The organism is Inhella sp. (assembly GCF_041912635.1).
Classification (GTDB): Bacteria; Pseudomonadota; Gammaproteobacteria; order Burkholderiales; family Burkholderiaceae_C; genus Inhella.
Window position 1 is genome coordinate 1 of record NZ_JAYRMO010000047.1, and the last position, 17,978, is coordinate 17,978.

Here is a 17,978-nt window from a genome sequence, read left to right on the forward strand (position 1 = left end):
TCGGGCCGTCAGCGGCCGAGCACACCAGGATGGCGCCGTCCATCTGGGCGGCACCGGTGATCATGTTCTTGACGTAGTCGGCGTGGCCCGGGCAGTCAACGTGCGCGTAGTGGCGGTTGGCCGTCTCATATTCAACGTGCGCGGTGTTGATGGTGATGCCGCGCGCCTTCTCTTCCGGCGCTGCGTCGATCTGGTCGTAGGCCTTGGCCTCGCCACCGAACTTCTTCGACAGAACGGTCGCAATCGCTGCCGTCAGCGTGGTCTTGCCATGGTCCACGTGACCGATGGTGCCCACGTTTACGTGCGGCTTGGTGCGTTCGAACTTACCTTTTGCCATTTGGTGCTCCTGGCGCTCCGCCCAGAAAGAAGGGAAGAAAAGACGAAAAAGGGTGGTGCCCATGGCGGGAATCGGACCCGCGACCTCTCCCTTACCAAGGGAGTGCTCTACCACTGAGCCACATGGGCAGCGACACAGGGCTGAGGACTTCGCAATCCGCAATCCGGTGCCGCCTCGCCCCACAAGCCAACCGCTCTGGAGCGGGAGACGGGAATCGAACCCGCGTCATTAGCTTGGAAGGCTAAGGTTCTACCATTGAACTACTCCCGCTGAAGGAGCATCGCTTTGGTGGAGGAGGCTGGATTCGAACCAGCGTACGCGTTAGCGGGCAGATTTACAGTCTGCTGCCTTTAACCACTCGGCCACCCCTCCTGGAGCGAGCCCGCGACTATAGCAGAGCTTTTTCGCCCCGCAAGCCCCCGCCGCTCAGGCCGGCTCTACCGACCAGCTCCAGCTCTGTCCTTGTGCCGCCAGCCAGCGTTGGACGGCACCGAAGTGACCGCAGCCGATGAAGGGGCGCGGCGGACGCAGGGCCGACAGCGGCGAGGGATGGTTGGCCGCCAGCACCAGGTGCTGGCCGCCCTGCAGCAGCGGCTGCTTGGACTGCGCATGTGCCCCCCAGAGCAGGAAGGCCTTGGGCCGCGGATCGGCCGCCACGGCGCGGATCAACGCGTCCGTCAGCGCCTCCCAGCCCCAGCCGGCATGCGCGGCGGCCTGGCCGTCCTCGACCGTGAGCACCGTATTGAGCAGCAGCACCCCGCGGCGCGCCCAGCCCCCCAGATGCCCGTGAGCCGCGGGCACCAGCCCGAGGTCGCGCTGCAACTCCTTGTATATGTTGCGCAGGCTGGGAGGCAGCTTCTGGCCCGCCGGCACGGAGAAGGCCAGCCCCTCCGCCTGACCGGGGCCGTGGTAGGGATCCTGACCCAAGATCACCACCCGGCAAGCGGACAAGGGTGTCAGCTCCAGCGCCCGCAGGGGCTGCGCCGGGTAGATCTGCGCACCCGCCCGTTGCCGCGCCTCGATGCGATCGATCAGCGGCTGCGCACCTTTGCGCCACTGCGCAAGGGGCGTCTGCCACCCCGCGCCCAACTGGGCGCGCGCCAGCGCCGCCCCCAGCGGTTCCTGCAGGGCGCTCAAGCGAACAACTCAGCCAGCGCCTGGCCCGGGTCCGAAGCGCGCATGAAGGCCTCGCCCACCAGAAAGGCCTGCACATCGGCCGCGCGCAGCCGCTCGACGTCGGCGCGCACCAGCACGCCCGATTCGGTGATCAGCAGCCGCCCGGGGCCGATCGCACCGCGCAGGCTCAGCGTGGTGTCCAGGCTGACCTCAAAGGTGCGCAGGTTGCGGTTGTTGATGCCCATCAGCGGCGTCTTCAAGCGCAGCGCACGGTCCAGCTCGGCCGCGTCGTGGGACTCCACCAGGACATCCAGGCCCAGGGCCAGCGCACAAGCCTCCAGATCCCGCAGCTGCACGTCGTCCAGGCAGGCCACGATCAGCAGGATGGCGTCCGCCCCCATGGCCTTGGCGTCCATGATCTGCAGCTCGTCGATCATGAAGTCCTTGCGCAGCACCGGCAGGCTGCAGGCCGCACGGGCCTGCTGCAGATAGGCCGTGCAGCCTTGGAAGAAGCGCTCGTCGGTCAGCACGGACAGGCAGGCCGCGCCGTGTTGCGCGTAGCTGGCCGCAATGGCGGCGGGGTCGAAAGACTCGCGCAGCACGCCCTTGCTGGGGCTGGCCTTCTTGACTTCCGCGATCACCGCCGAACGGCCTTGTGCCACACGGGTCTGCAGCGCGGCGGTAAAGCCGCGCGCGGGCGGGGCCTGCTCGGCGCGGCGGCGCAGTTCGGCCGCGTGCGGGCGCAGCGCCGCCACTTCTTCTTGCTTGACCGCCACGATGCGGCGCAACACGTCTTCCATCGCTCAGCCCCGCTGGGTCGCGTTCACGAACTGGTCCAGCTTGGCGCGCGCGGCGCCGCTGTCGAGGGCCGTGCGGGCCCGCTCGATGCCCGCGGCGATCGATTCGGCCACGTCGGCGGCGTACAGCGCCGCCCCGGCGTTGAGCAGCACGATGTCGCGCGCCGGGCCCGTCTTGCCCTCCAGCACACCCAGCAGCATGGCCTTCGAGGCCTCGGCGTTCTCGACGCGCAGATTGCGCGTGGCCGCCATGGCGATACCGAAGTCTTCGGGATGGATGCTGTACTCGGTGACTTGGCCGTCGCGCAGTTCGCCCACCAGGGTGGCGGCGCCGAGCGAGACCTCGTCCAGCCCGTCCTGCCCATAGACCACCAGCGCATGTTTTGCGCCCAAACGCTGCAACACACGCACCTGGATGCCCACCAAGTCCGGGTGGAACACGCCCATCAGGATGTTGGGCGCGCCGGCTGGGTTGGTCAGCGGCCCCAGGATGTTGAAGATCGTGCGCACGCCCAGCTCCTTGCGCACAGGAGCGATGTTCTTCATCGCCGGGTGGTGGTTGGGCGCAAACATGAAACCCATGCCGGCCTCGGCCAGGCAGCGCGCCACAGCGTCGGGCTGCAGGTCGATGCGCGCACCCAGGCTCTCCAGAACATCCGCGCTGCCGCTCTTGCTGCTGACGCTGCGGTTGCCGTGCTTGGCCACCACGGCGCCGGCCGCGGCGGCCACGAACATCGAGCAGGTGCTGATGTTGAAGCTGTGCGCGCCATCGCCGCCGGTGCCCACCACGTCCACCAGATGCGGGTGCGGTTCCACCGGCACCTTGCGGCTGAGCTCGCGCATCACTTCGGCGGCCGCGGCGATCTCGCCCACCGTTTCCTTCTTGACGCGCAGGCCGGTGATGAGCGCTGCCGCCACCACCGGCGACATCTCGCCCGTCATGATGCGGCGCATCAGCGCCAGCATCTCGTCCGGAAAAATCTCGCGGTGCTCGATGACGCGCTGCAGGGCTTCTTGGTCGGTGATCGGCATCTCAGGCCTCGCGGAAATAGGCACGGACAGCGGCGATGGCACGGTCCACGCCGGCATCGTCCACATCCAGATGGGTGACAAAGCGCAGGCGGTACAGGCCGGTGGCCAGCACGCCGCGCTCCTTCAAGAACGGGATCAGGCCGGCGCCACGCTCGGACGCGACATCGGCAAACACGATGTTGGTCTGCGGCATCTGCACCGTCAGGCCGGGCAGGCCTTGCAGGCCCGCGGCAAGGCGCTGCGCGCGCGCATGGTCTTCGCGCAGACGCTCCAGGTGGTGGTCGAGCGCGTAGTGCGCCGCCGCGGCGAGCAGGCCGGCCTGGCGCATCGCCCCGCCGCACATCTTGCGCCAGCGCCGGGCGCGGGCGATGAAGGGGGCCGAGCCGCACAGTACCGACCCGACCGGCGCGCCCAAACCCTTGGAGAAGCAGACCGAGACCGAATCGAAGCCGGCGCAAATCGCCCGGGCGTTGGCCAGCACCTCACCTGGCGCGGCCGCCGCGGCATTGAAGAGCCGCGCGCCGTCCAGGTGCAGACTCAGACCATGGCGGCGCGCCAGCGCCTGGGTCTCGCGCACATAGGCCGGGCCCAGCACCTGGCCGCCGATGGTGTTCTCCAGGCAAAGCAGGCGCGTGCGGGCGAAGTGCGGGTCATCCGGCTTGATCGCAGCCTCGATGTCCGCCAGCAGCAGGCTGCCGTCCGGCTGCTGGGTCAGCGGCTGCGGCTGGATGGAGCCCAGCACTGCCGCACCGCCAGCCTCCCAGCGGTAGCAATGCTGTTGCTGGCCGACGATGTACTCGTCGCCCCGCTCGCAGTGACTCATCAGGGCCACCAGATTGCTTTGCGTGCCGCTGGGCAGGAAGAGCGCGGCCTCAAAACCCAGGCGCTCGGCCACGGCCGCCTGCAGGGCGTTGACGCTGGGGTCATCGCCAAACACGTCGTCGCCCAAGGGCGCCGCGGCCATCGCGGCGCGCATGCCGGCCGTCGGGCGGGTGACGGTGTCGCTGCGCAGGTCTACAAGGGCGCTCATAGGGCCAGCTCCAGGAAGTTCTTCAGCTGGGCGTGGCCATGCTCGGAGAGGATGGATTCGGGGTGGTACTGCACGCCCTCGATCGGGGTCTTCGTGCCCGCCAACTCTCGGTGGCGCACGGCCATGATCTCGCCGTCCTCGCTGCGCGCGCTCACCTCCAGCTCGGGCGGGCAGCTCGCGGGCTCAATCACCAGGGAGTGATAGCGGATCACACTGAACTGCGACGGCAGGCCCTTGAAGACACCGCGGCCGTCGTTCGTGATGGTGCTGGCTTTGCCATGCATCTGGCGCTGCGCCCGCACGATCTTGCCGCCCAGCGCCTGGCCGATGCTCTGGTGGCCCAGGCACACGCCCAGGATCGGCAGCTTGCCCTTGAAGGCCTGGATGGCCGGCACGCACACGCCGGCCTCGCTGGGCGTGCAGGGGCCCGGGGAGAGGATCAGGTGGCTGGGGCTCAGCGCGCCAATGCCGGCGACGTCGATCTCGTCATTGCGCAGCACCTTCACCTCGGCCCCCAGTTCGCCCAGGTACTGCACCAGGTTGAAGGTGAAGCTGTCGTAGTTATCGATCATCAAGATCATTTCAGAACCCCCCTTCCACCAACTCGGCCGCCGCCAGCACGGCACGGGCCTTGGCCTCGGTTTCCTTCCACTCCAGCTCAGGAACCGAATCGGCCACCACGCCGGCCGCGGCCTGCACGTAGAGCGTGCCGTCCTTGACGATGCCGGTGCGGATGGCGATGGCCAGGTCCATGTCGCCGGCAAAGCTCAGGTAGCCGCAAGCGCCGCCGTAGATGCCGCGCTCCACGGGTTCCAGCTCATCGATCAGCTCCATCGCGCGCACCTTGGGCGCGCCGGTGAGCGTGCCGGCCGGGAAGCTCGCCTTCAGCACGTCCAGCTGCCCGACCTCGGGCCGCAGCACGCCTTCGACATTGCTGACGATGTGCATCACATGCGAGTAGCGCTCCACCTCGAAGGCCGCCGTGACCTTCACGCTACCGGTGCGGGCGATGCGGCCGATGTCGTTGCGCGCCAGGTCGATCAGCATCAGGTGCTCGGCGCGCTCCTTGGCGTCGCCGCGCAGCTCGGCCTCCAGCAGGGCGTCGGCCTGCGGCGTGGCGCCGCGTGGGCGGGTTCCGGCCAGAGGGCGGATGGTGATCTTGCGGCCGCCGCCGTCTTCGATCGAGCGGTGCTCCTCGCGCACCAGGATCTCCGGCGAGGCGCCAACGATCTGGTGATCCCCCATGTCGTAGTAATACATGTACGGACTGGGGTTGAGCGAACGCAGCGCGCGGTACAGGCTCAGCGGGTCGGCGTCGTAGCGCTTCTTCAGGCGCTGGCCGATCACCACCTGCATGCAGTCGCCGGCGGCAATGAATTCCTTGGCCTTGTTCACCGCCTGCATGAACTCGGCCGGCTCGCGCTCGCGCTGCACGGGCTGGGGCGCGCTGGGCTTGACCTCGGGCAGGCCCACGCCGCGGCGCAGGCTGCCGGCCAGCTCTTCCAGGCGTGCCTGGGCTTTGGCATAGGCCTCGGGCACCGCAGGATCGGCCCAGACGATCAGGTAGAGCCGGCCGCTGAGGTTGTCGATGACGGCCACCTCCTCGCTCAGCAGCAGTTGGATGTCCGGCAAGCCCAGGCCGCCGGCGGGGCGCCTCTTGGCCAGGCGCGGCTCGATGGCACGCACGGTGTCGTAGCCGAAGTACCCAGCCAGGCCGCCGCAGAAGCGCGGCAGGCCGGGCAGCACCGCTGGCTTCAGGCGCTCCTGGTAGGCGGCGATGAAGTCCAGCGGGTTGCCCTCGTGGCGCTCGACGACCTCGCCGTCGCGCACGATCTCGCAGATCGAGCCGCGGGCGCGCAGCAGGCTGCGCGCGGGCAGACCAATGAAGGAGTAGCGCCCGAAACGCTCGCCGCCGATGACGGATTCGAGCAGGAAGCTCAGGGGCCGACCGGCGCAGAGCTTCAAGTAGAGGGAGAGCGGGGTTTCGAGGTCCGCAAAGGCCTGGCGCACCAGGGGAATGCGGTTGTGGCCGGCTTGGGCCAGACGCAGAAAGTCTTGTTCGTTCGTGATCACAGCGGGTCCTGCACGCAAGGGTTCACCCGGGCGCGGCCACGCCACGCCCACTCAGCTTCGCAGAGTGCAGGGTCGCCAGGGCCAGGCTCCCCGGTCGCCAGACCCCTTGGTGAGTTTGCGGTTCACGAACATGCGCCGGAGTGTAGCCATGCACATGCAGCCAGGCTTCGTGAACCAATGCACCCGTATTCGCGTTGCAGGCAAGCACTTCCCCTGGGGTGGCGGGCGCAACATCTCGCCACAATTGCCGTTCACCCGCCGCGTTGGAGACCCGCATGCGCCGAGCCTTTCTGAGCACCCTGCTAGCCCTTGCCCTGCCCACCCTGCCCTTGGGCGCCCTGGCCGACACCGTCGAAGCCGGGGGGGCGAAGTTCGACACCACGGCCGAAGTGGCCGGTCAGAAACTGGTCCTCAATGGCCTGGGGGTACGCTACAAGGCCATCTTCAAGGTCTACACCGTGGGCTTCTATTTCAAGCAGAAGGCCGACACGCCGGATGGCCTGATCAAGCAGGATGGCCCCAAGCGCGTGCTGCTGAAGATGCTGCGCGATGTGGACGGCAAGGACCTCGGCAAGGCCTTCACCGACGGCATGCAGAAGAACGCCCTGCCCGAAGAGCGTGCCAAGACCATCAACGGCATCTTCAAATTCGGCCAGATCTTCAATGACATGAAGAAGGCGCAGTCGGGTGCCGCCATCGGCATCGACTGGATCCCCGGCACCGGGGCTCAGGTGTTCGTGGACTACAAGCCGGTGGGTGAGGTCATCCCCGAGCCCGAGTTCTTCAACGCCCTGCTGCGCATCTGGCTGGGCGAGAAGCCGGCCGACGACGACCTCAAGAACCAGCTGCTGGGCAAGGACAAGCGCGGCCGCTGAGCCAGGCGGGCAGCCGGTCGAGTCCATCCAGATGGGCCTCGGCCGGCACCGCCTCGATCGGTTCGCCATGGTTGTAGCCATGGCGCAGCAGCACCACCCCCGCACAACCGGCGGCCCGCGCGGCCGCCGCGTCGTTTGCGGAATCCCCCACCATCAGGCAGCGCGCGGGCGGCAGGCCTAGGCCGGCGCAGGCCAGCAGCAGGCTGTCCGGCGCGGGCTTGGCGCGCAGGCCCTGGGCGCCACCCACTAACAGTTCGAAATACGCGGCCAGCCGGAAGCGTTCCAATAGCGCTTGCGCATTCGCTTGCGGCTTGTTGGTGACGCAAGCCAGCCGCAGACCCAGGGCTCGCAGGCCCTCCAGGCCCACCACCACCCCCTCGAACAGCCGGGCTCGCTGCCCGTTGACCGCTCTGTAATGGCACTCGTACCGCTCCCGCAGGGCCTCGAAGTTCTGCACCGTCAGACCCCAATGGGCCAGCAGGTCGCGCAGGAGCTGCGCGCCGCCACGGCCGATCAAGCGCCGCACCAGCGCTTCGGAGGGCGCCGGGGCGCCCAGTTCGGCAGCCAGGGGCGTGAGCGCAGCGACAAAGTCGCCCACCGTATCGAGCAGGGTGCCATCCAGGTCCACCAACAGGGCTTCAATCTTCATGGGGGTCAGTGTCGCCGTGTCAGCCTCTGAACCGAATATCTGGTGCCTGGGGGGCGCCGTCTGGGACCGCAAGCTGCGCCTGGAAGCGCCGCCGGTGCTGGCCAGCTCCAACCCGGTGAGTGAAACCTCGCACCCCGGTGGGGTGGCGCGCAATGTGGCGCACAACCTCAGCTTGCTGGGCCTGCCCGTGGCCTTGCTCAGCGCCTGGGGCGATGACGCCGCCGGCGCCCTGCTGCGCATGGACTGCCTGCGCCTGGGCCTGGACATCGACGCCGTGCTGACCGTGCCGGACACCGCCACTGGCGCCTACACCGCCGTGCTCGAGCCCAGCGGCGAGCTGCACCTGGGCCTGGCGCAGCTGGATGCGCTGGGCACCCTGGGCCCGGGCAAGCTCACGCGCACCCAGCCCAAGCGCAGCCAGGCCGCCATCCAGCTGGCCGACCTGAACCTGCGCCGCGACACCCTGGAAGCCTGGCTGGCCGAGGAGCGCCAGGGCCTGGCCGTGATCCTGGCCGTGTCCGAGCCCAAGATGGCCGCCCTGCCCGAGGATCTGTCGCGCCTGGACCTCTTGATCGCCAACAGCGGCGAGTGGTGGGCCGCCGGCGGCAACACCGAGCTGGCACGCCGCGGCCTGCGCCGCGCCCTGGTGACCCAGGGCGCGCAAGGCGTGCGCCTGGGTCAGTGGGGCGAGATCCAGTGGCAGTGGCAGACCCTGCCGGCCCCGCCCACGCCGCAGGTGGCCGATGTGACCGGTGCGGGCGATGCCTTCACCGCCGGCGTGCTGGCCGCCCTGTTGCAGCGGCCGGGCGACTGGCTGGGCGCCGCCCGCTTCGGCCAACGCCTGGCCCAGATCTGCCTGCAATCCCCCCTGAGCGTGGCGCCGGACATCCACCCGGCCCTGCTCGACGACCTGGAAGACCGCAATGAAAACTGATTGGCTGCGCTGCGCCCCCGAAGTGGCCGATGCCCTGGCCGAAGGCCGCCCTGTGGTGGCGCTGGAGTCCACCATCGTGGCCCATGGCATGCCCTACCCGCAGAACCTGGCCACCGCCCAGGCAGTGGAGGCACTGATCCGTTCGCACGGCGCGGTGCCAGCCACCATCGCGGTGATGGACGGCGCCATCCGCGTCGGCTTGAGTGCAGCCGAGCTGGAACAGCTGGCCCAGGCCGGCGCCCAGACCCTGAAGCTGAGCCGGCGCGACATCGCCTACGCCGTGGCACAACGCCGCCTGGGCGCCACCACGGTAGCCGCCACCATGCTGTGCGCGCAGGCCGCGGGCATCCGAGTCTTCGTGACGGGCGGCATCGGCGGCGTGCACCGCGGCGCCCAGCAGAGCATGGACATCAGCGCCGACCTGATGGAGTTGGCGCGCACGCCGGTGGCCGTGGTGTGCGCCGGCGCCAAGAGCATCCTGGACCTGCCGCTGACGCTGGAAGTGCTGGAGACCCAGGGCGTACCGGTGGTGGCCGTGGGGCAGGAAGGCTTTCCGGCCTTCTACAGCCGCGAAAGCGGGCTGAAGGCCGATTTCCGCATCGACGAGCCGGCCGCGCTGGCCGCCTTCCTGCGCTGCCATTGGGGTCTGGGCCTGAGCAGCGGCGTGGTGGTGGCCAACCCGGTGCCGGCCACGCACGAGATCCCGGCCGCCCAGGTCGAAGTCTGGATTGCCCAGGCACTGCGTGAGGCTGATGAACAGGGCATCCACGGCAAGGCCAGCACGCCCTTCATGCTGAAGCGCCTGGCCGAGCTGTCACAGGGGCGCTCGCTGGCCACCAATATCGAGCTGGTCAAGCACAACGCCGTGCTGGGCGCGCGCCTGGCCACCGAGTTGGCTAAGGCCTGAACGAGCCGACCGCGCGCTCGATCAGATCGAGTGCGTGCTCAAAGCCCTGCGCGCTGGAGTAGTAGGGGTCGGGCACGTCCTGCCCAGCCATCCCCGGCACATGGTCCAGCAGCAGGCGCAGGCGCTGCGGCGGGGCCTCGGGGAAGATCCGGCGCAACTCGTCCAGCACCTCGTTGTCCAGCGCCAGCAGCACCTCGAACTTGGCCAGGTCCTCGCGTTGCACCTTGCGCGAGCGCCATTTCGGGTCCAGCACATAGCGGCGCCGCTCCAGGCAGGCGGCGGCGCGCGGGTCCATGCGCTCGGGCCGGCTGGAGGCCCAGACGCCCGCCGAAGCCACGCGGCGCAGGCCCAGGGCCAGCGCGCAAGCGCGAAACACCACCTCGGCCATGGGCGAGCGACACAAATTCGCCCGACAGACGAGGAGGACGGAGCTCACGCGAGCTGCTGCCGCATGGCGTCGATGACCGCCTTGTAGTCGCGCTGGCCGAAGATGGCCGAGCCGGCCACAAAGGTGTCGGCGCCGGCGTCGGCAATGCGGCGGATGTTGTCCACCTTGACGCCGCCGTCCACCTCGAGGCGGATGTCGCGCCCGGTCTGCTCGATCAGCTTGCGCGCCTTTTCGAGCTTGCGGAGCGCCGAGTCGATGAAGCTCTGACCGCCGAAGCCGGGGTTGACGCTCATGATCAGCACCAGATCGACCTTGTCGATCACCCACTCCAGCACATCCAGTGGCGTGCCGGGGTTGAAGACCAGGCCGGCCTGCTTGCCCTCAGCCTTGATCAGCTGCAGCGTGCGGTCCACATGCTTGCTGGCTTCAGGGTGGAAGCTGACCAGATCGGCGCCGGCCTTGCAGAAGGCCTGGGCCAGTGCGTCCACAGGCTCGACCATCAGGTGCACGTCGATGGGCGCGGGGCGGCCATCGGGCAGCACGCAGTGCGGACGCAGGGCCTGGCAGACCATCGGGCCGAAGGTCAGATTCGGCACGTAATGGTTGTCCATCACGTCGAAGTGGATCCAGTCGGCGCCGGCCGCCAGGACGTTGCGGCATTCATCGCCCAGGCGGGCGAAATCGGCGGAGAGGATGCTGGGGGCGATGCGATGGCTCATGGGGCGCGATTCTAGGAAGGCACCCGGAAGGCCCGGCGCGCCTGCTCGGCCTTGGCACGCGCCCAGCAGCCTTCGGCATGGTCGTTCACCAGGCCCATGGCCTGCATGAAGGCGTAGCAGGTGGTGGGGCCGACGAAGCGAAAACCCAGCTTCTTCAGCTGTTTGGACAGGGCCTGCGAGGCCGACGACTCCGCCCGCACCACCGGGGGTTCAGGCTTTTCCTCGAAGGTCCAGACCAGCGCCGCCAGGCTGCGGCCACCGTCCTGCAGTGCGCGCAGCGCCCGCGCATTGCCGATCGTGGCCTCGATCTTGCCGCGGTGCCGCACGATGCCGGCATCGCCCAACAGGCGCGCCACATCGGCCTCTTCAAAGGCCGCCACCCGCGCGGCATCAAAGCCGGCAAAGGCGGCACGGAAGGCCTCGCGCTTGGCCAGGATGGTGCGCCAGCTCAGGCCCGACTGGAAGCCTTCGAGGCAGAGCTTTTCAAACAGGCGCGTCTCATCGGCCACCGGATAGCCCCACTCTTCGTCGTGGTAGCGGCGGTAGAGCGGAAAATCGACCGCCTCGCACCAGGCGCAGCGCGCCCGGTCGTCCTCACCCAGGATCGTTCTCATGTCTTCAAGCTCCTCTTCCGCCGAGTTTCGCTGCAGCGTCGTCGTGCAGCCGCTGGCCGAGCAGACCGACCCCGCGCAGGAGCGCTGGGCCTTCCAGTACACGGTCACGATCGAGAACGTGGGCAAGGTGCCGGCCCAGCTGGTGGCCCGGCAGTGGCGCATCCTCGACGCGCGCGGCCAGGTCGAGGAGGTCAAGGGCCTGGCCGTAGTCGGCCACCAGCCCTATCTGCAGCCCGGCCAACGCTTCCAGTACAGCTCCTGGGCGCAGATCGGCACCCCGCAGGGCAGCATGAGCGGGCGCTACCTGTGCGTCACCGAAGACGCCGAGATCTTCTACGCCGAGGTGCCCGAGTTCCTGCTGGCCGACACGAGCCAGCTTCACTGATCCCGGTCTTCGTCCTTGCCCCTGTTCCGTCCCGAAAACATCGTCCACCAGACGATGAACACCGCCAGGCCCAGCGCCAGCAGCAGCTCCAGAATGATCAGTCCCATGCGGGCATTGCACCATGCGCTGGTGCTGCTCGGCCTGGCCGCCTGCAGCACCTTGCCGCCGCCGCCGGGGCCCGCGCCGGCACCCGAACCGGCCCCCGAGCCCTCGCTGCCCAGCCCCAAACCGCCCGCCCCCGGCCCGGCGCGCTGGGTGCCCACCAGCTGGAGCGAGCTGCCCGGCTGGGGTGAGGACGCCGCCGAAACCCTGTGGCCCGCGCTGCGCCAGAACTGCCAGCGCCCACCCGCCCAGTGGGAGCGTCTGTGTGCCCGCTTGGCCCTGGAAGATGCCCCCAGCGACCGTCTGCAGGCGCATGGCTGGCTGATGGAACAGCTGCAGCCGCACCGCGTGGAAGCCGCCGACGGCAACCCGCAGGGCCTGGCCACCGGCTACTTCGAGCCCGAGCTGCGCGCCCGCCGCCAGCCCGATGCGCAGTTCAAGGTGCCGCTGTTTGCCCCACCGGCCGACGCGCAGCTGGCGCGCGCCCCGCGCCAGCAGTTCGACCAGCAATGGCGCGGCCGCGTGCCGCCGCTGCTCTATGTGGAAGACGCGCTGGACGCGCTGCTGCTGCAGATCCAGGGCTCGGGCCGCGTGCTGGTGCGCGAGCCCGACGGCCGCGAGCGCCTGCTGCGCCTGGCCTTTGCCGGCCACAACGAGCAGCCCTACCGCTCGGTGGGTCGCTGGCTGATCGAGCAAGGTCTGCTGAAGGCCCACGAAGCGAACTGGCCGGCCATCAAGGCCTGGGGCCAGGCCAACCCGGCGCGGCTGAACGAGATGCTGTGGAGCAACCCGCGCCTGGTGTTCTTCCGCGAAGAGCCGCTGCCCGACCCCGAGAAGGGCCCGCGCGGCGGCCAGGGCCTGCCCCTGACACCCGGCCGCTCGGTGGCGGTGGACCGCAACGCCATTCCCTACGGGCATTTGCTGTGGCTGGACAGCACCGAGCCGCTGAGCCAGACCCCGCTGCGCCGCCTGGTGCTGGCGCAGGACACCGGCAGCGCCATCCAGGGCGCCGTGCGCGCCGACTACTTCTGGGGCTGGGGCGCCGCCGCCGAGGCCCAGGCCGGGCGCATGAAGCAGGCGCTGCGCTACTGGGTGCTGCTGCCGCGCGCCAACACGCCCTGAGCGGCGCTCAGGGCAGGCGCAGGAACACCGCCTCGACGTCGGTGGCGGTGTCGCGCCCCGAGTGCTTGTCCAGCACGTACCAGGTGCGCAGATTGCGCCAGGAGCCGTTCTTCTCGGCGGGGCGGCCGGGGTCCAGCACCAGCACCTCGCAGTTCTCACGCGGCCCGCGGATGCCGGCGATGACGGTGATGTGCCGCTTGCCATTCACCCACAACGGCCCGAACGCCCGCAGCCAGCCCATGATGGCCTCGGGCGTGGGCGACATCGGCGGCACATAGGCGAAACCCATGTCGCGACCAAACTCGCGGATCTTGCCGTTGGTGATGCCGGTGTTGTCCGAGTAGAGCTTGGACCACTTCGGCGAATCGGCCGGATCCGGGTGGCGCGCGTCCGTCATCTGGGTGCGCTGGCGCTTCCACTGGATCAGCATCTGCGCCGAGGCAAACCAGCAGGACATGGTTTTGTCCTGCGCGATGTGCACGGGCGAGGGCACGGTGTAGTTCAGCACGATGCTGGGCGCCGGCGGGAAGGGCTGGGCCGCCGCCAGGGCGGCCTCGGTCTTCGGGCCGACGATGCCGTCCGCCTTCAGCGGCGGCGTGCGGCCCTGAAAACTGATCACCGCCGCCTTGGTCTTGGGCCCGAAGATGCCATCCACCGCCAGAAGGGGTTGAACGACGTTCAGCGCATTCAGCCGCGCCTGAAGCGTGCTGACGGCGGGTCCGACGGACCCTTGCTGCAAAGTGGCCATGGCGCCATGCCTCCCGATGAAGTGGTGTGCCGCCAAGCCTGCGAGTGCCGGCGCGGCGGACGAGTCTAGGACGCAGCACCGCCGCGCGAGGCGGCCTGTACCCGGCCCCCCGCATCCGGGTGAGGGCCAGGCGGGCCCCGGGTACTTGTACGCCCTTGGCGGCCCGGGCCGGAGGCGAAAATCGCGTCATGTTTTCGTCACCCTACCCGCGGCGCCGCGGCTTGGTGCTGGCCGGCCTGGGGATGGGCCTGGGCAGCAGCGCCCGGGCGCAGGAGCCGCCCACGCTGCGCCTGCTCAGCGAGGATTTCCCGCCCGTCAACTTTGAAGACCAGGGCCACCCCAGTGGCATGGCCGGCGAGCTGGTGCTGCTGCTGCAAAAGCGCCTGGGCCTGGACATCCCGGTGGAATTCATGCCCTGGACACGCGGCTACCAGGAGGCCCAGGGCCCGCATCCGGTGTGCCTGTTCACCATGGCGCGCGCGGCCCATCGCGAAAAGCTGTTCAAGTGGGTCGGCCCGGTGGTGGAGTTCCAGAACGCGCTGTTCACCGCCAAGGGCACCGAGCGCCATCTGCGCAGCCTGGACGACGCCGCCAAGGCCAGCCAGATCATCGTCATCCGCGACTGGGCCTCGGCGCAGGAGCTGCAAAAGCGCGGCTTCAAGAACCTGACCGAGGTCAGCACCCCCGGCGCAGCCATCCGCATGCTGGTGGTCGGCCGCGCGCCGCTGATGGCCTCGGAACTGCTGACCCTGCCCGATCTGCTCAAGCGCGAGGGCTATGCGGCCGACGCCGTGACCACGGCCATGGTCTACCCCGGCGCGATGGGCTACCTGGCGTTCTCGCTCGCCACGCCCGACGAAGAGGTGCGGCGCTGGCAGCAGGCGCTGGACGCAATGAAGCGCGATGGCAGCTTTGCCAAACTGTTCAAAAAGTGGCTTCCCCACATGCTGCCGCCCTGACCCTCCGCAGGAGCCCCGAATGCCGATGATCGAATTCCAGCGCCCCGACGGCGCCAAGACCCCCGCCTACTTCGCGGCGGCCGCACGCGCCGATGCGCCGGGCGTCGTGGTGATCCAGGAATGGTGGGGGCTGAATCCGCAGATCTGCGCGGTGGTGGACCGCCTGGCCGCCGCCGGCTATTCAGCCCTGGCGCCGGACCTGTACCGCGGCCGCCTGACCACTGCGGCCGACGAGGCCAGCCACCTGATGCAAAGCCTGGACTTCGTGGACGCCACGCACCAGGACCTGCGCGGCGCCGGCGCCCATCTGGCGCAGAACGGCCGCAAGGTGGCCGTGATGGGCTTTTGCATGGGCGGCGCACTCACCGTGGCCGCCGCCGTGCATGCGCCGGAATTTGCCGCTGCCAGCTGCTTCTACGGCGTGCCGCCGGCCGAGCTGGCGCGCCCGGCCGACATCCGCATCCCCTTCCAGGCCCATTTCGCGCTGCAGGACGACTGGTGCACCCCCGCCGTGGCGCGTGGTCTCGAAGCCGAGATGCGTGCCGCCGGCCGCAGCCCAGAGATCCACTACTACGAGGCCGCGCACGGCTTCTTCAACGCCACCCGCCCGGTGTACGACGCCGCCTGCGCCGAGCAGGCCTGGGCCCGCCTGCTCGACTTCCTCGGTCGGCATCTATAGAGGCTGCAGCTCCGGCCCGCGCAGGCCCACCAGCAGCGCGCGGCCGTCGGGCTGTAGACGCAGTTCGGCGTAGCGCGCGCCCTGCCAGCGCGCGGCCTCGCCTTCCTTGAAGAACCAGGCGTCGCTCACCACTGTCCAGCGCCCGTCCTTGGGGCTGAGTTCGAGCAGGCGTTCATCGGCCGCCAGCGCCGGCCCCGCGCCGAACAGGCGCACGAACTGGCCGATGCCGCGTGCATCGCGACGCAGCACCAGCAGCGGCCGCTCTGCCCCGGGGCGCGGCGCGGGCTCGCCGGCCTGCGCCAACAGGCTGTAGTTCAGGCGCATGAAGTCGCCCTGCATCAGCGAGCGCGGGTCCACCGGCGCCAGCTCCACAAAGAGCGGCTCGCCGCTGGCGATCAGGCGCTCCTTCTGCGCAATGCCGATGTTCACCAGCAGCAGGCCGGCCAGCGCGGCCACTCCCAGGCCGATCTTCAAACCGGAGCCGGCCGCCGCCAGCGGCGCCGCCGCCGCGCGGCCCGGCCAGCGCGCCACCGCGGCCAGCAGGCCGGCCAGGGCGATCAGACCGATCGCCTTGCCCTGCAGCGTCCAGTCCAAGCGGTAGTAGAAGCTGCCCAGCACCCACAGCATGCCCAGGCCCGCCGCCACGGCCAGGCGCGCGCGCTGCTGCAGCGCCGCCACGGCAGCGGCCAAGGCCAGCACCGCCAGCCCCGGCAGGGGCAGGCTGGCCAGGGCCAGCAGCAGCGCGCAGGCGGCCAAGCGCGGGCTGCGCAGCGCGGGCCAGCGCCAGGCCAGCAGGCCCGCCGCGCCCAGGGCCACTGGCAGCACGGCCAGCGCAGCGCCCTCGCGCCACATCCAGGCCCAGTTCCAGGCCACCGGGCCCAGACCGGCCAGCATCCAGCTCATGCCGGCATCCAGGGCCAAGGCCACCACCAGAGCGCAGAACAGGCCGCAGCCCAGCGCGTCGCCCCAGGCGGCCGCACGCCCTTGCGGCCAGCGCAGCCACCACAGCGCCGCCACGCCGCCCAGCAGCAGCAGGGCCGAGGGCCAGACGGAGGAACGGCCAAAACCGTCCCACTGCAGCACGGCCAGCAGCAGGCCGCCGGCCGCGGCGCCCAGCAGCATGCGCAGCCAGGCCCGCCCGAAGCCCCAGGCCAGGGCCAGGCAGAGCAGGGCCATCACGAAGGCGGCGCCGCGGTCGGGCAGGTCCTTGGTCAGGCGCACGCCGATGCACAGCAGGCCGGCCAGCAGCGTGGGCAGGCCGAGCTGCTCGACGAACAGGGGCTGGCCACGGTCCTTCAGCAGCCACACCGCCAACGCCAGCGCCGCGGCACCCACGCCGTACAGGCCCACCGAGCGCTCGAACACCGCGCCGAACAGGGCCCCGGCCGCACCCAGCAAGGGGATGGCCGCCAGCCAGGCGCCCAGCGCCGTCATCAGGAGCACCGGCCAGGGGCGGCCGGCGGGCCAGGTTTGACCGGGTTCGATCAGACCCTGCGCCGCGGCGGCCTGCAGCAGTTCGGGGCCCTTCATGCGCCTTCTCCCTCGCGCGCACGGCGCATCAGCAGGTTCACGCTGCCGGCCAGCAGGCCGGTCACCAGCAGACCGAGCAGCAGCAGGCGACCGAAGGGGTCGCCGCTCGCGCCTTCAAACAGGATGCGCCCCAAGCCGAAGGCCGCCCAGGTGTCCCAGGCCAGCGCCAGGATGGAAAGCTGCACCAGATCGCCGCCGCGCCAGCGCAGCGCAAAGCCTCCGGCCAGCGCCGCACCGGCCCAGAAGTACAGCAGGCCCCACTCGCGCGCGAACAGCGCCACCAGACCCCAGCCACCCAGGCTCATGGCCAGCCACAGGGCCATGGCGCGCTCGGCCCAGGGCCCGCTGCCGCTCCAGCGCCGCAGCTCCGGGCCGAGCGCCAGCCAGGCCGCCAGCAGGGCCACGCTGGCCGTGAACTGCACCCCCAGGGTGCTGGTCTCCAGGCCCCAGCGGTGGCCGCTGTAGGTGTGCATCCAGAGCTGCACGCCCAGGGCCACCAGCAGCGTCCAGGGCACCCAAACCCAGTCGCTGCGCAGAGCCAGTGCCAGCGGCAGGCTCAAGGCGGCCCAGAGCGCGAACAGCTGCCAGGGGTCAGCGCCGGTCTGGTAGGTTTGGCCGAAGAAGGCCAGCAAGCCCCCCTGCAGCAACAGGGCCGCCAGCCCGAGGCCGGCACGCGCCCGCGGCAGGCGCCAGGCGCCCAGCAGGGCAACCAGCCAGGCGGCTTGCAGCAGCGCAAAGCGCGCCGGGCGCGACCAGTCGGCCCAATTGGCCGCCACCCACATCACCACGCCCATACCGAACAGCAGGCCGGCCAGCGGAGCCAGGGCGCGCGGCCACTCGGCCAGGCGCGCGGGCGGGCGGCCATCCAGGCCGGCCAGGGCCAGCAGGGCCTGACGTCGTTCGGGTTCGGGGGCCAGTTCAAGAATGCCGGAGCGAAGATCGGCCGCATGCATGGGTTTGGCTTCCTGGGTTAGGGTGCGGG

General features: G+C 70.1%; 21 protein-coding genes and 3 tRNA genes. 7 read left to right on the top strand and 17 right to left on the bottom strand.

The window, feature by feature from the left end; translation table 11 throughout:
• From ACE3QP_RS20360 to trpE, 10 genes are all read right to left on the bottom strand, one after another.
• A partial coding sequence (locus tag ACE3QP_RS20360) for a GTP-binding protein (RefSeq protein ID WP_233598051.1) occupies positions 1-337 on the bottom strand: 337 nt, incomplete at its 3' end.
• A gap of 53 nt (positions 338-390) precedes the next feature.
• Positions 391-465 (bottom strand) — tRNA-Thr (locus ACE3QP_RS20365).
• Between the two features lie 68 nt (positions 466-533).
• Positions 534-607 (bottom strand) — tRNA-Gly (locus ACE3QP_RS20370).
• A 16-nt stretch (positions 608-623) separates the two neighbouring features.
• A tRNA-Tyr gene (locus ACE3QP_RS20375) sits at positions 624-709 on the bottom strand.
• Positions 710-763: 54 nt separating this feature from the next.
• Positions 764-1,474, bottom strand: coding sequence for a uracil-DNA glycosylase (locus ACE3QP_RS20380; protein ID WP_374438695.1), 711 nt, complete (start codon positions 1,472-1,474; stop codon positions 764-766).
• The gene (trpC, locus tag ACE3QP_RS20385; protein WP_374438697.1) at positions 1,471-2,253 is read right to left on the bottom strand and encodes an indole-3-glycerol phosphate synthase TrpC; all 783 of its coding nucleotides are present in this window, start codon (positions 2,251-2,253) and stop codon (positions 1,471-1,473) included. Before trpC ends, ACE3QP_RS20380 begins: the two co-directional genes overlap by 4 nt.
• Positions 2,254-2,256: 3 nt before the next feature.
• Positions 2,257-3,282, bottom strand: coding sequence for an anthranilate phosphoribosyltransferase (gene trpD / locus ACE3QP_RS20390; RefSeq protein WP_374438698.1), 1,026 nt, complete (start codon positions 3,280-3,282; stop codon positions 2,257-2,259).
• A gap of 1 nt (position 3,283) precedes the next feature.
• The gene (gene ltaE, locus ACE3QP_RS20395) at positions 3,284-4,312 is read right to left on the bottom strand and encodes a low-specificity L-threonine aldolase (protein WP_374438700.1); all 1,029 of its coding nucleotides are present in this window, start codon (positions 4,310-4,312) and stop codon (positions 3,284-3,286) included.
• Positions 4,309-4,893, bottom strand: coding sequence for an aminodeoxychorismate/anthranilate synthase component II (locus tag ACE3QP_RS20400; RefSeq protein WP_374438702.1), 585 nt, complete (start codon positions 4,891-4,893; stop codon positions 4,309-4,311). Before ACE3QP_RS20400 ends, ltaE begins: the two co-directional genes overlap by 4 nt.
• Before the next feature lies 1 nt (position 4,894).
• Positions 4,895-6,382: an anthranilate synthase component I gene (gene trpE / locus ACE3QP_RS20405; protein ID WP_374438743.1), complete on the bottom strand. Its 1,488-nt coding sequence runs from the start codon at positions 6,380-6,382 to the stop codon at positions 4,895-4,897.
• Positions 6,383-6,660: 278 nt separating this feature from the next.
• On the opposite strand from trpE, the gene ACE3QP_RS20410 reads away from it, so the two are divergent.
• Positions 6,661-7,260, top strand: coding sequence for a chalcone isomerase family protein (locus ACE3QP_RS20410; protein WP_374438704.1), 600 nt, complete (start codon positions 6,661-6,663; stop codon positions 7,258-7,260).
• Here the strand turns inward: ACE3QP_RS20410 and ACE3QP_RS20415 are convergent.
• A complete protein-coding gene (locus ACE3QP_RS20415) occupies positions 7,220-7,909 on the bottom strand; it encodes an HAD-IA family hydrolase (RefSeq protein WP_374438706.1) in 690 nt (229 codons plus the stop codon). The genes ACE3QP_RS20410 and ACE3QP_RS20415 overlap by 41 nt on opposite strands.
• 16 nt (positions 7,910-7,925) lie before the next feature.
• Here ACE3QP_RS20415 and ACE3QP_RS20420 point away from each other — a divergent pair, with 16 nt between their 5' ends.
• Together ACE3QP_RS20420 and ACE3QP_RS20425 are read left to right on the top strand one after the other, a co-directional pair.
• Entirely contained in the window at positions 7,926-8,843 is a 918-nt protein-coding gene (locus ACE3QP_RS20420) for a PfkB family carbohydrate kinase (protein ID WP_374438708.1), read from the top strand.
• Positions 8,833-9,750 (top strand): pseudouridine-5'-phosphate glycosidase, encoded by a 918-nt coding sequence (locus ACE3QP_RS20425; protein ID WP_374438710.1) that lies wholly within the window; start codon positions 8,833-8,835, stop codon positions 9,748-9,750. The genes ACE3QP_RS20420 and ACE3QP_RS20425 overlap by 11 nt, the downstream gene beginning before the upstream one ends.
• Here the strand turns inward: ACE3QP_RS20425 and ACE3QP_RS20430 are convergent.
• The 3 genes from ACE3QP_RS20430 to ACE3QP_RS20440 are packed head-to-tail and all read right to left on the bottom strand — an operon-like array spanning position 9,740 to position 11,471.
• Positions 9,740-10,186: a low molecular weight protein-tyrosine-phosphatase gene (locus ACE3QP_RS20430; RefSeq protein WP_198113513.1), complete on the bottom strand. Its 447-nt coding sequence runs from the start codon at positions 10,184-10,186 to the stop codon at positions 9,740-9,742. The genes ACE3QP_RS20425 and ACE3QP_RS20430 overlap by 11 nt on opposite strands.
• Entirely contained in the window at positions 10,183-10,857 is a 675-nt protein-coding gene (rpe, locus tag ACE3QP_RS20435; RefSeq protein ID WP_374438711.1) for a ribulose-phosphate 3-epimerase, read from the bottom strand. Before rpe ends, ACE3QP_RS20430 begins: the two co-directional genes overlap by 4 nt.
• An 11-nt stretch (positions 10,858-10,868) precedes the next feature.
• Positions 10,869-11,471 carry a DNA-3-methyladenine glycosylase I gene (locus ACE3QP_RS20440; protein ID WP_374438712.1) on the bottom strand — a complete coding sequence of 201 codons (603 nt, stop codon included), beginning with the start codon at positions 11,469-11,471 and terminating at the stop codon, positions 10,869-10,871.
• On the opposite strand from ACE3QP_RS20440, the gene apaG reads away from it, so the two are divergent.
• Both apaG and ACE3QP_RS20450 read left to right on the top strand, forming a co-directional pair.
• Positions 11,470-11,856, top strand: a complete 387-nt coding sequence (gene apaG / locus ACE3QP_RS20445; RefSeq protein ID WP_374438714.1) for a Co2+/Mg2+ efflux protein ApaG — start codon at positions 11,470-11,472, stop codon at positions 11,854-11,856. The genes ACE3QP_RS20440 and apaG overlap by 2 nt on opposite strands.
• A 105-nt stretch (positions 11,857-11,961) precedes the next feature.
• Positions 11,962-13,080, top strand: a complete 1,119-nt coding sequence (locus ACE3QP_RS20450; RefSeq protein ID WP_374438716.1) for a murein transglycosylase A — start codon at positions 11,962-11,964, stop codon at positions 13,078-13,080.
• Positions 13,081-13,087: 7 nt separating this feature from the next.
• On the opposite strand, the gene ACE3QP_RS20455 is transcribed toward ACE3QP_RS20450, so the two are convergent.
• On the bottom strand, positions 13,088-13,828 hold the full coding sequence (locus ACE3QP_RS20455; RefSeq protein ID WP_374438718.1) for a peptidoglycan-binding protein: 741 nt from the start codon (positions 13,826-13,828) through the stop codon (positions 13,088-13,090).
• Positions 13,829-14,016: 188 nt separating this feature from the next.
• Here ACE3QP_RS20455 and ACE3QP_RS20460 point away from each other — a divergent pair, with 188 nt between their 5' ends.
• Together ACE3QP_RS20460 and ACE3QP_RS20465 are read left to right on the top strand one after the other, a co-directional pair.
• A complete protein-coding gene (locus ACE3QP_RS20460) occupies positions 14,017-14,787 on the top strand; it encodes a substrate-binding periplasmic protein (RefSeq protein ID WP_374438720.1) in 771 nt (256 codons plus the stop codon).
• Between the two features lie 19 nt (positions 14,788-14,806).
• The gene (locus ACE3QP_RS20465; RefSeq protein WP_374438722.1) at positions 14,807-15,466 is read left to right on the top strand and encodes a dienelactone hydrolase family protein; all 660 of its coding nucleotides are present in this window, start codon (positions 14,807-14,809) and stop codon (positions 15,464-15,466) included.
• Here the strand turns inward: ACE3QP_RS20465 and ACE3QP_RS20470 are convergent.
• Together ACE3QP_RS20470 and ACE3QP_RS20475 are read right to left on the bottom strand one after the other, a co-directional pair.
• Positions 15,461-16,996 carry a GDYXXLXY domain-containing protein gene (locus ACE3QP_RS20470; RefSeq protein WP_374438724.1) on the bottom strand — a complete coding sequence of 512 codons (1,536 nt, stop codon included), beginning with the start codon at positions 16,994-16,996 and terminating at the stop codon, positions 15,461-15,463. The genes ACE3QP_RS20465 and ACE3QP_RS20470 overlap by 6 nt on opposite strands.
• Positions 16,993-17,949, bottom strand: coding sequence for a DUF2157 domain-containing protein (locus ACE3QP_RS20475; protein ID WP_374438726.1), 957 nt, complete (start codon positions 17,947-17,949; stop codon positions 16,993-16,995). Before ACE3QP_RS20475 ends, ACE3QP_RS20470 begins: the two co-directional genes overlap by 4 nt.
• Between the last annotated feature and the right edge of the window lie 29 nt (positions 17,950-17,978).

Coding starts and splice junctions, on each gene's coding strand:
- trpC (WP_374438697.1), bottom strand. CDS start 2,253: ATGGAAGACGTGTTGCGCCGCATCGTGGCGGTCAAGCAAGAAGAAGTG.
- trpD (WP_374438698.1), bottom strand. CDS start 3,282: ATGCCGATCACCGACCAAGAAGCCCTGCAGCGCGTCATCGAGCACCGC.
- ltaE (WP_374438700.1), bottom strand. CDS start 4,312: ATGAGCGCCCTTGTAGACCTGCGCAGCGACACCGTCACCCGCCCGACG.
- ACE3QP_RS20400 (WP_374438702.1), bottom strand. CDS start 4,893: ATGATCTTGATGATCGATAACTACGACAGCTTCACCTTCAACCTGGTG.
- ACE3QP_RS20410 (WP_374438704.1), top strand. CDS start 6,661: ATGCGCCGAGCCTTTCTGAGCACCCTGCTAGCCCTTGCCCTGCCCACC.
- ACE3QP_RS20415 (WP_374438706.1), bottom strand. CDS start 7,909: ATGAAGATTGAAGCCCTGTTGGTGGACCTGGATGGCACCCTGCTCGAT.
- ACE3QP_RS20425 (WP_374438710.1), top strand. CDS start 8,833: ATGAAAACTGATTGGCTGCGCTGCGCCCCCGAAGTGGCCGATGCCCTG.
- rpe (WP_374438711.1), bottom strand. CDS start 10,857: ATGAGCCATCGCATCGCCCCCAGCATCCTCTCCGCCGATTTCGCCCGC.
- apaG (WP_374438714.1), top strand. CDS start 11,470: ATGTCTTCAAGCTCCTCTTCCGCCGAGTTTCGCTGCAGCGTCGTCGTG.
- ACE3QP_RS20440 (WP_374438712.1), bottom strand. CDS start 11,471: ATGAGAACGATCCTGGGTGAGGACGACCGGGCGCGCTGCGCCTGGTGC.
- ACE3QP_RS20450 (WP_374438716.1), top strand. CDS start 11,962: ATGCGGGCATTGCACCATGCGCTGGTGCTGCTCGGCCTGGCCGCCTGC.
- ACE3QP_RS20455 (WP_374438718.1), bottom strand. CDS start 13,828: ATGGCCACTTTGCAGCAAGGGTCCGTCGGACCCGCCGTCAGCACGCTT.
- ACE3QP_RS20460 (WP_374438720.1), top strand. CDS start 14,017: ATGTTTTCGTCACCCTACCCGCGGCGCCGCGGCTTGGTGCTGGCCGGC.
- ACE3QP_RS20465 (WP_374438722.1), top strand. CDS start 14,807: ATGCCGATGATCGAATTCCAGCGCCCCGACGGCGCCAAGACCCCCGCC.
- ACE3QP_RS20470 (WP_374438724.1), bottom strand. CDS start 16,996: ATGAAGGGCCCCGAACTGCTGCAGGCCGCCGCGGCGCAGGGTCTGATC.
- ACE3QP_RS20475 (WP_374438726.1), bottom strand. CDS start 17,949: ATGCATGCGGCCGATCTTCGCTCCGGCATTCTTGAACTGGCCCCCGAA.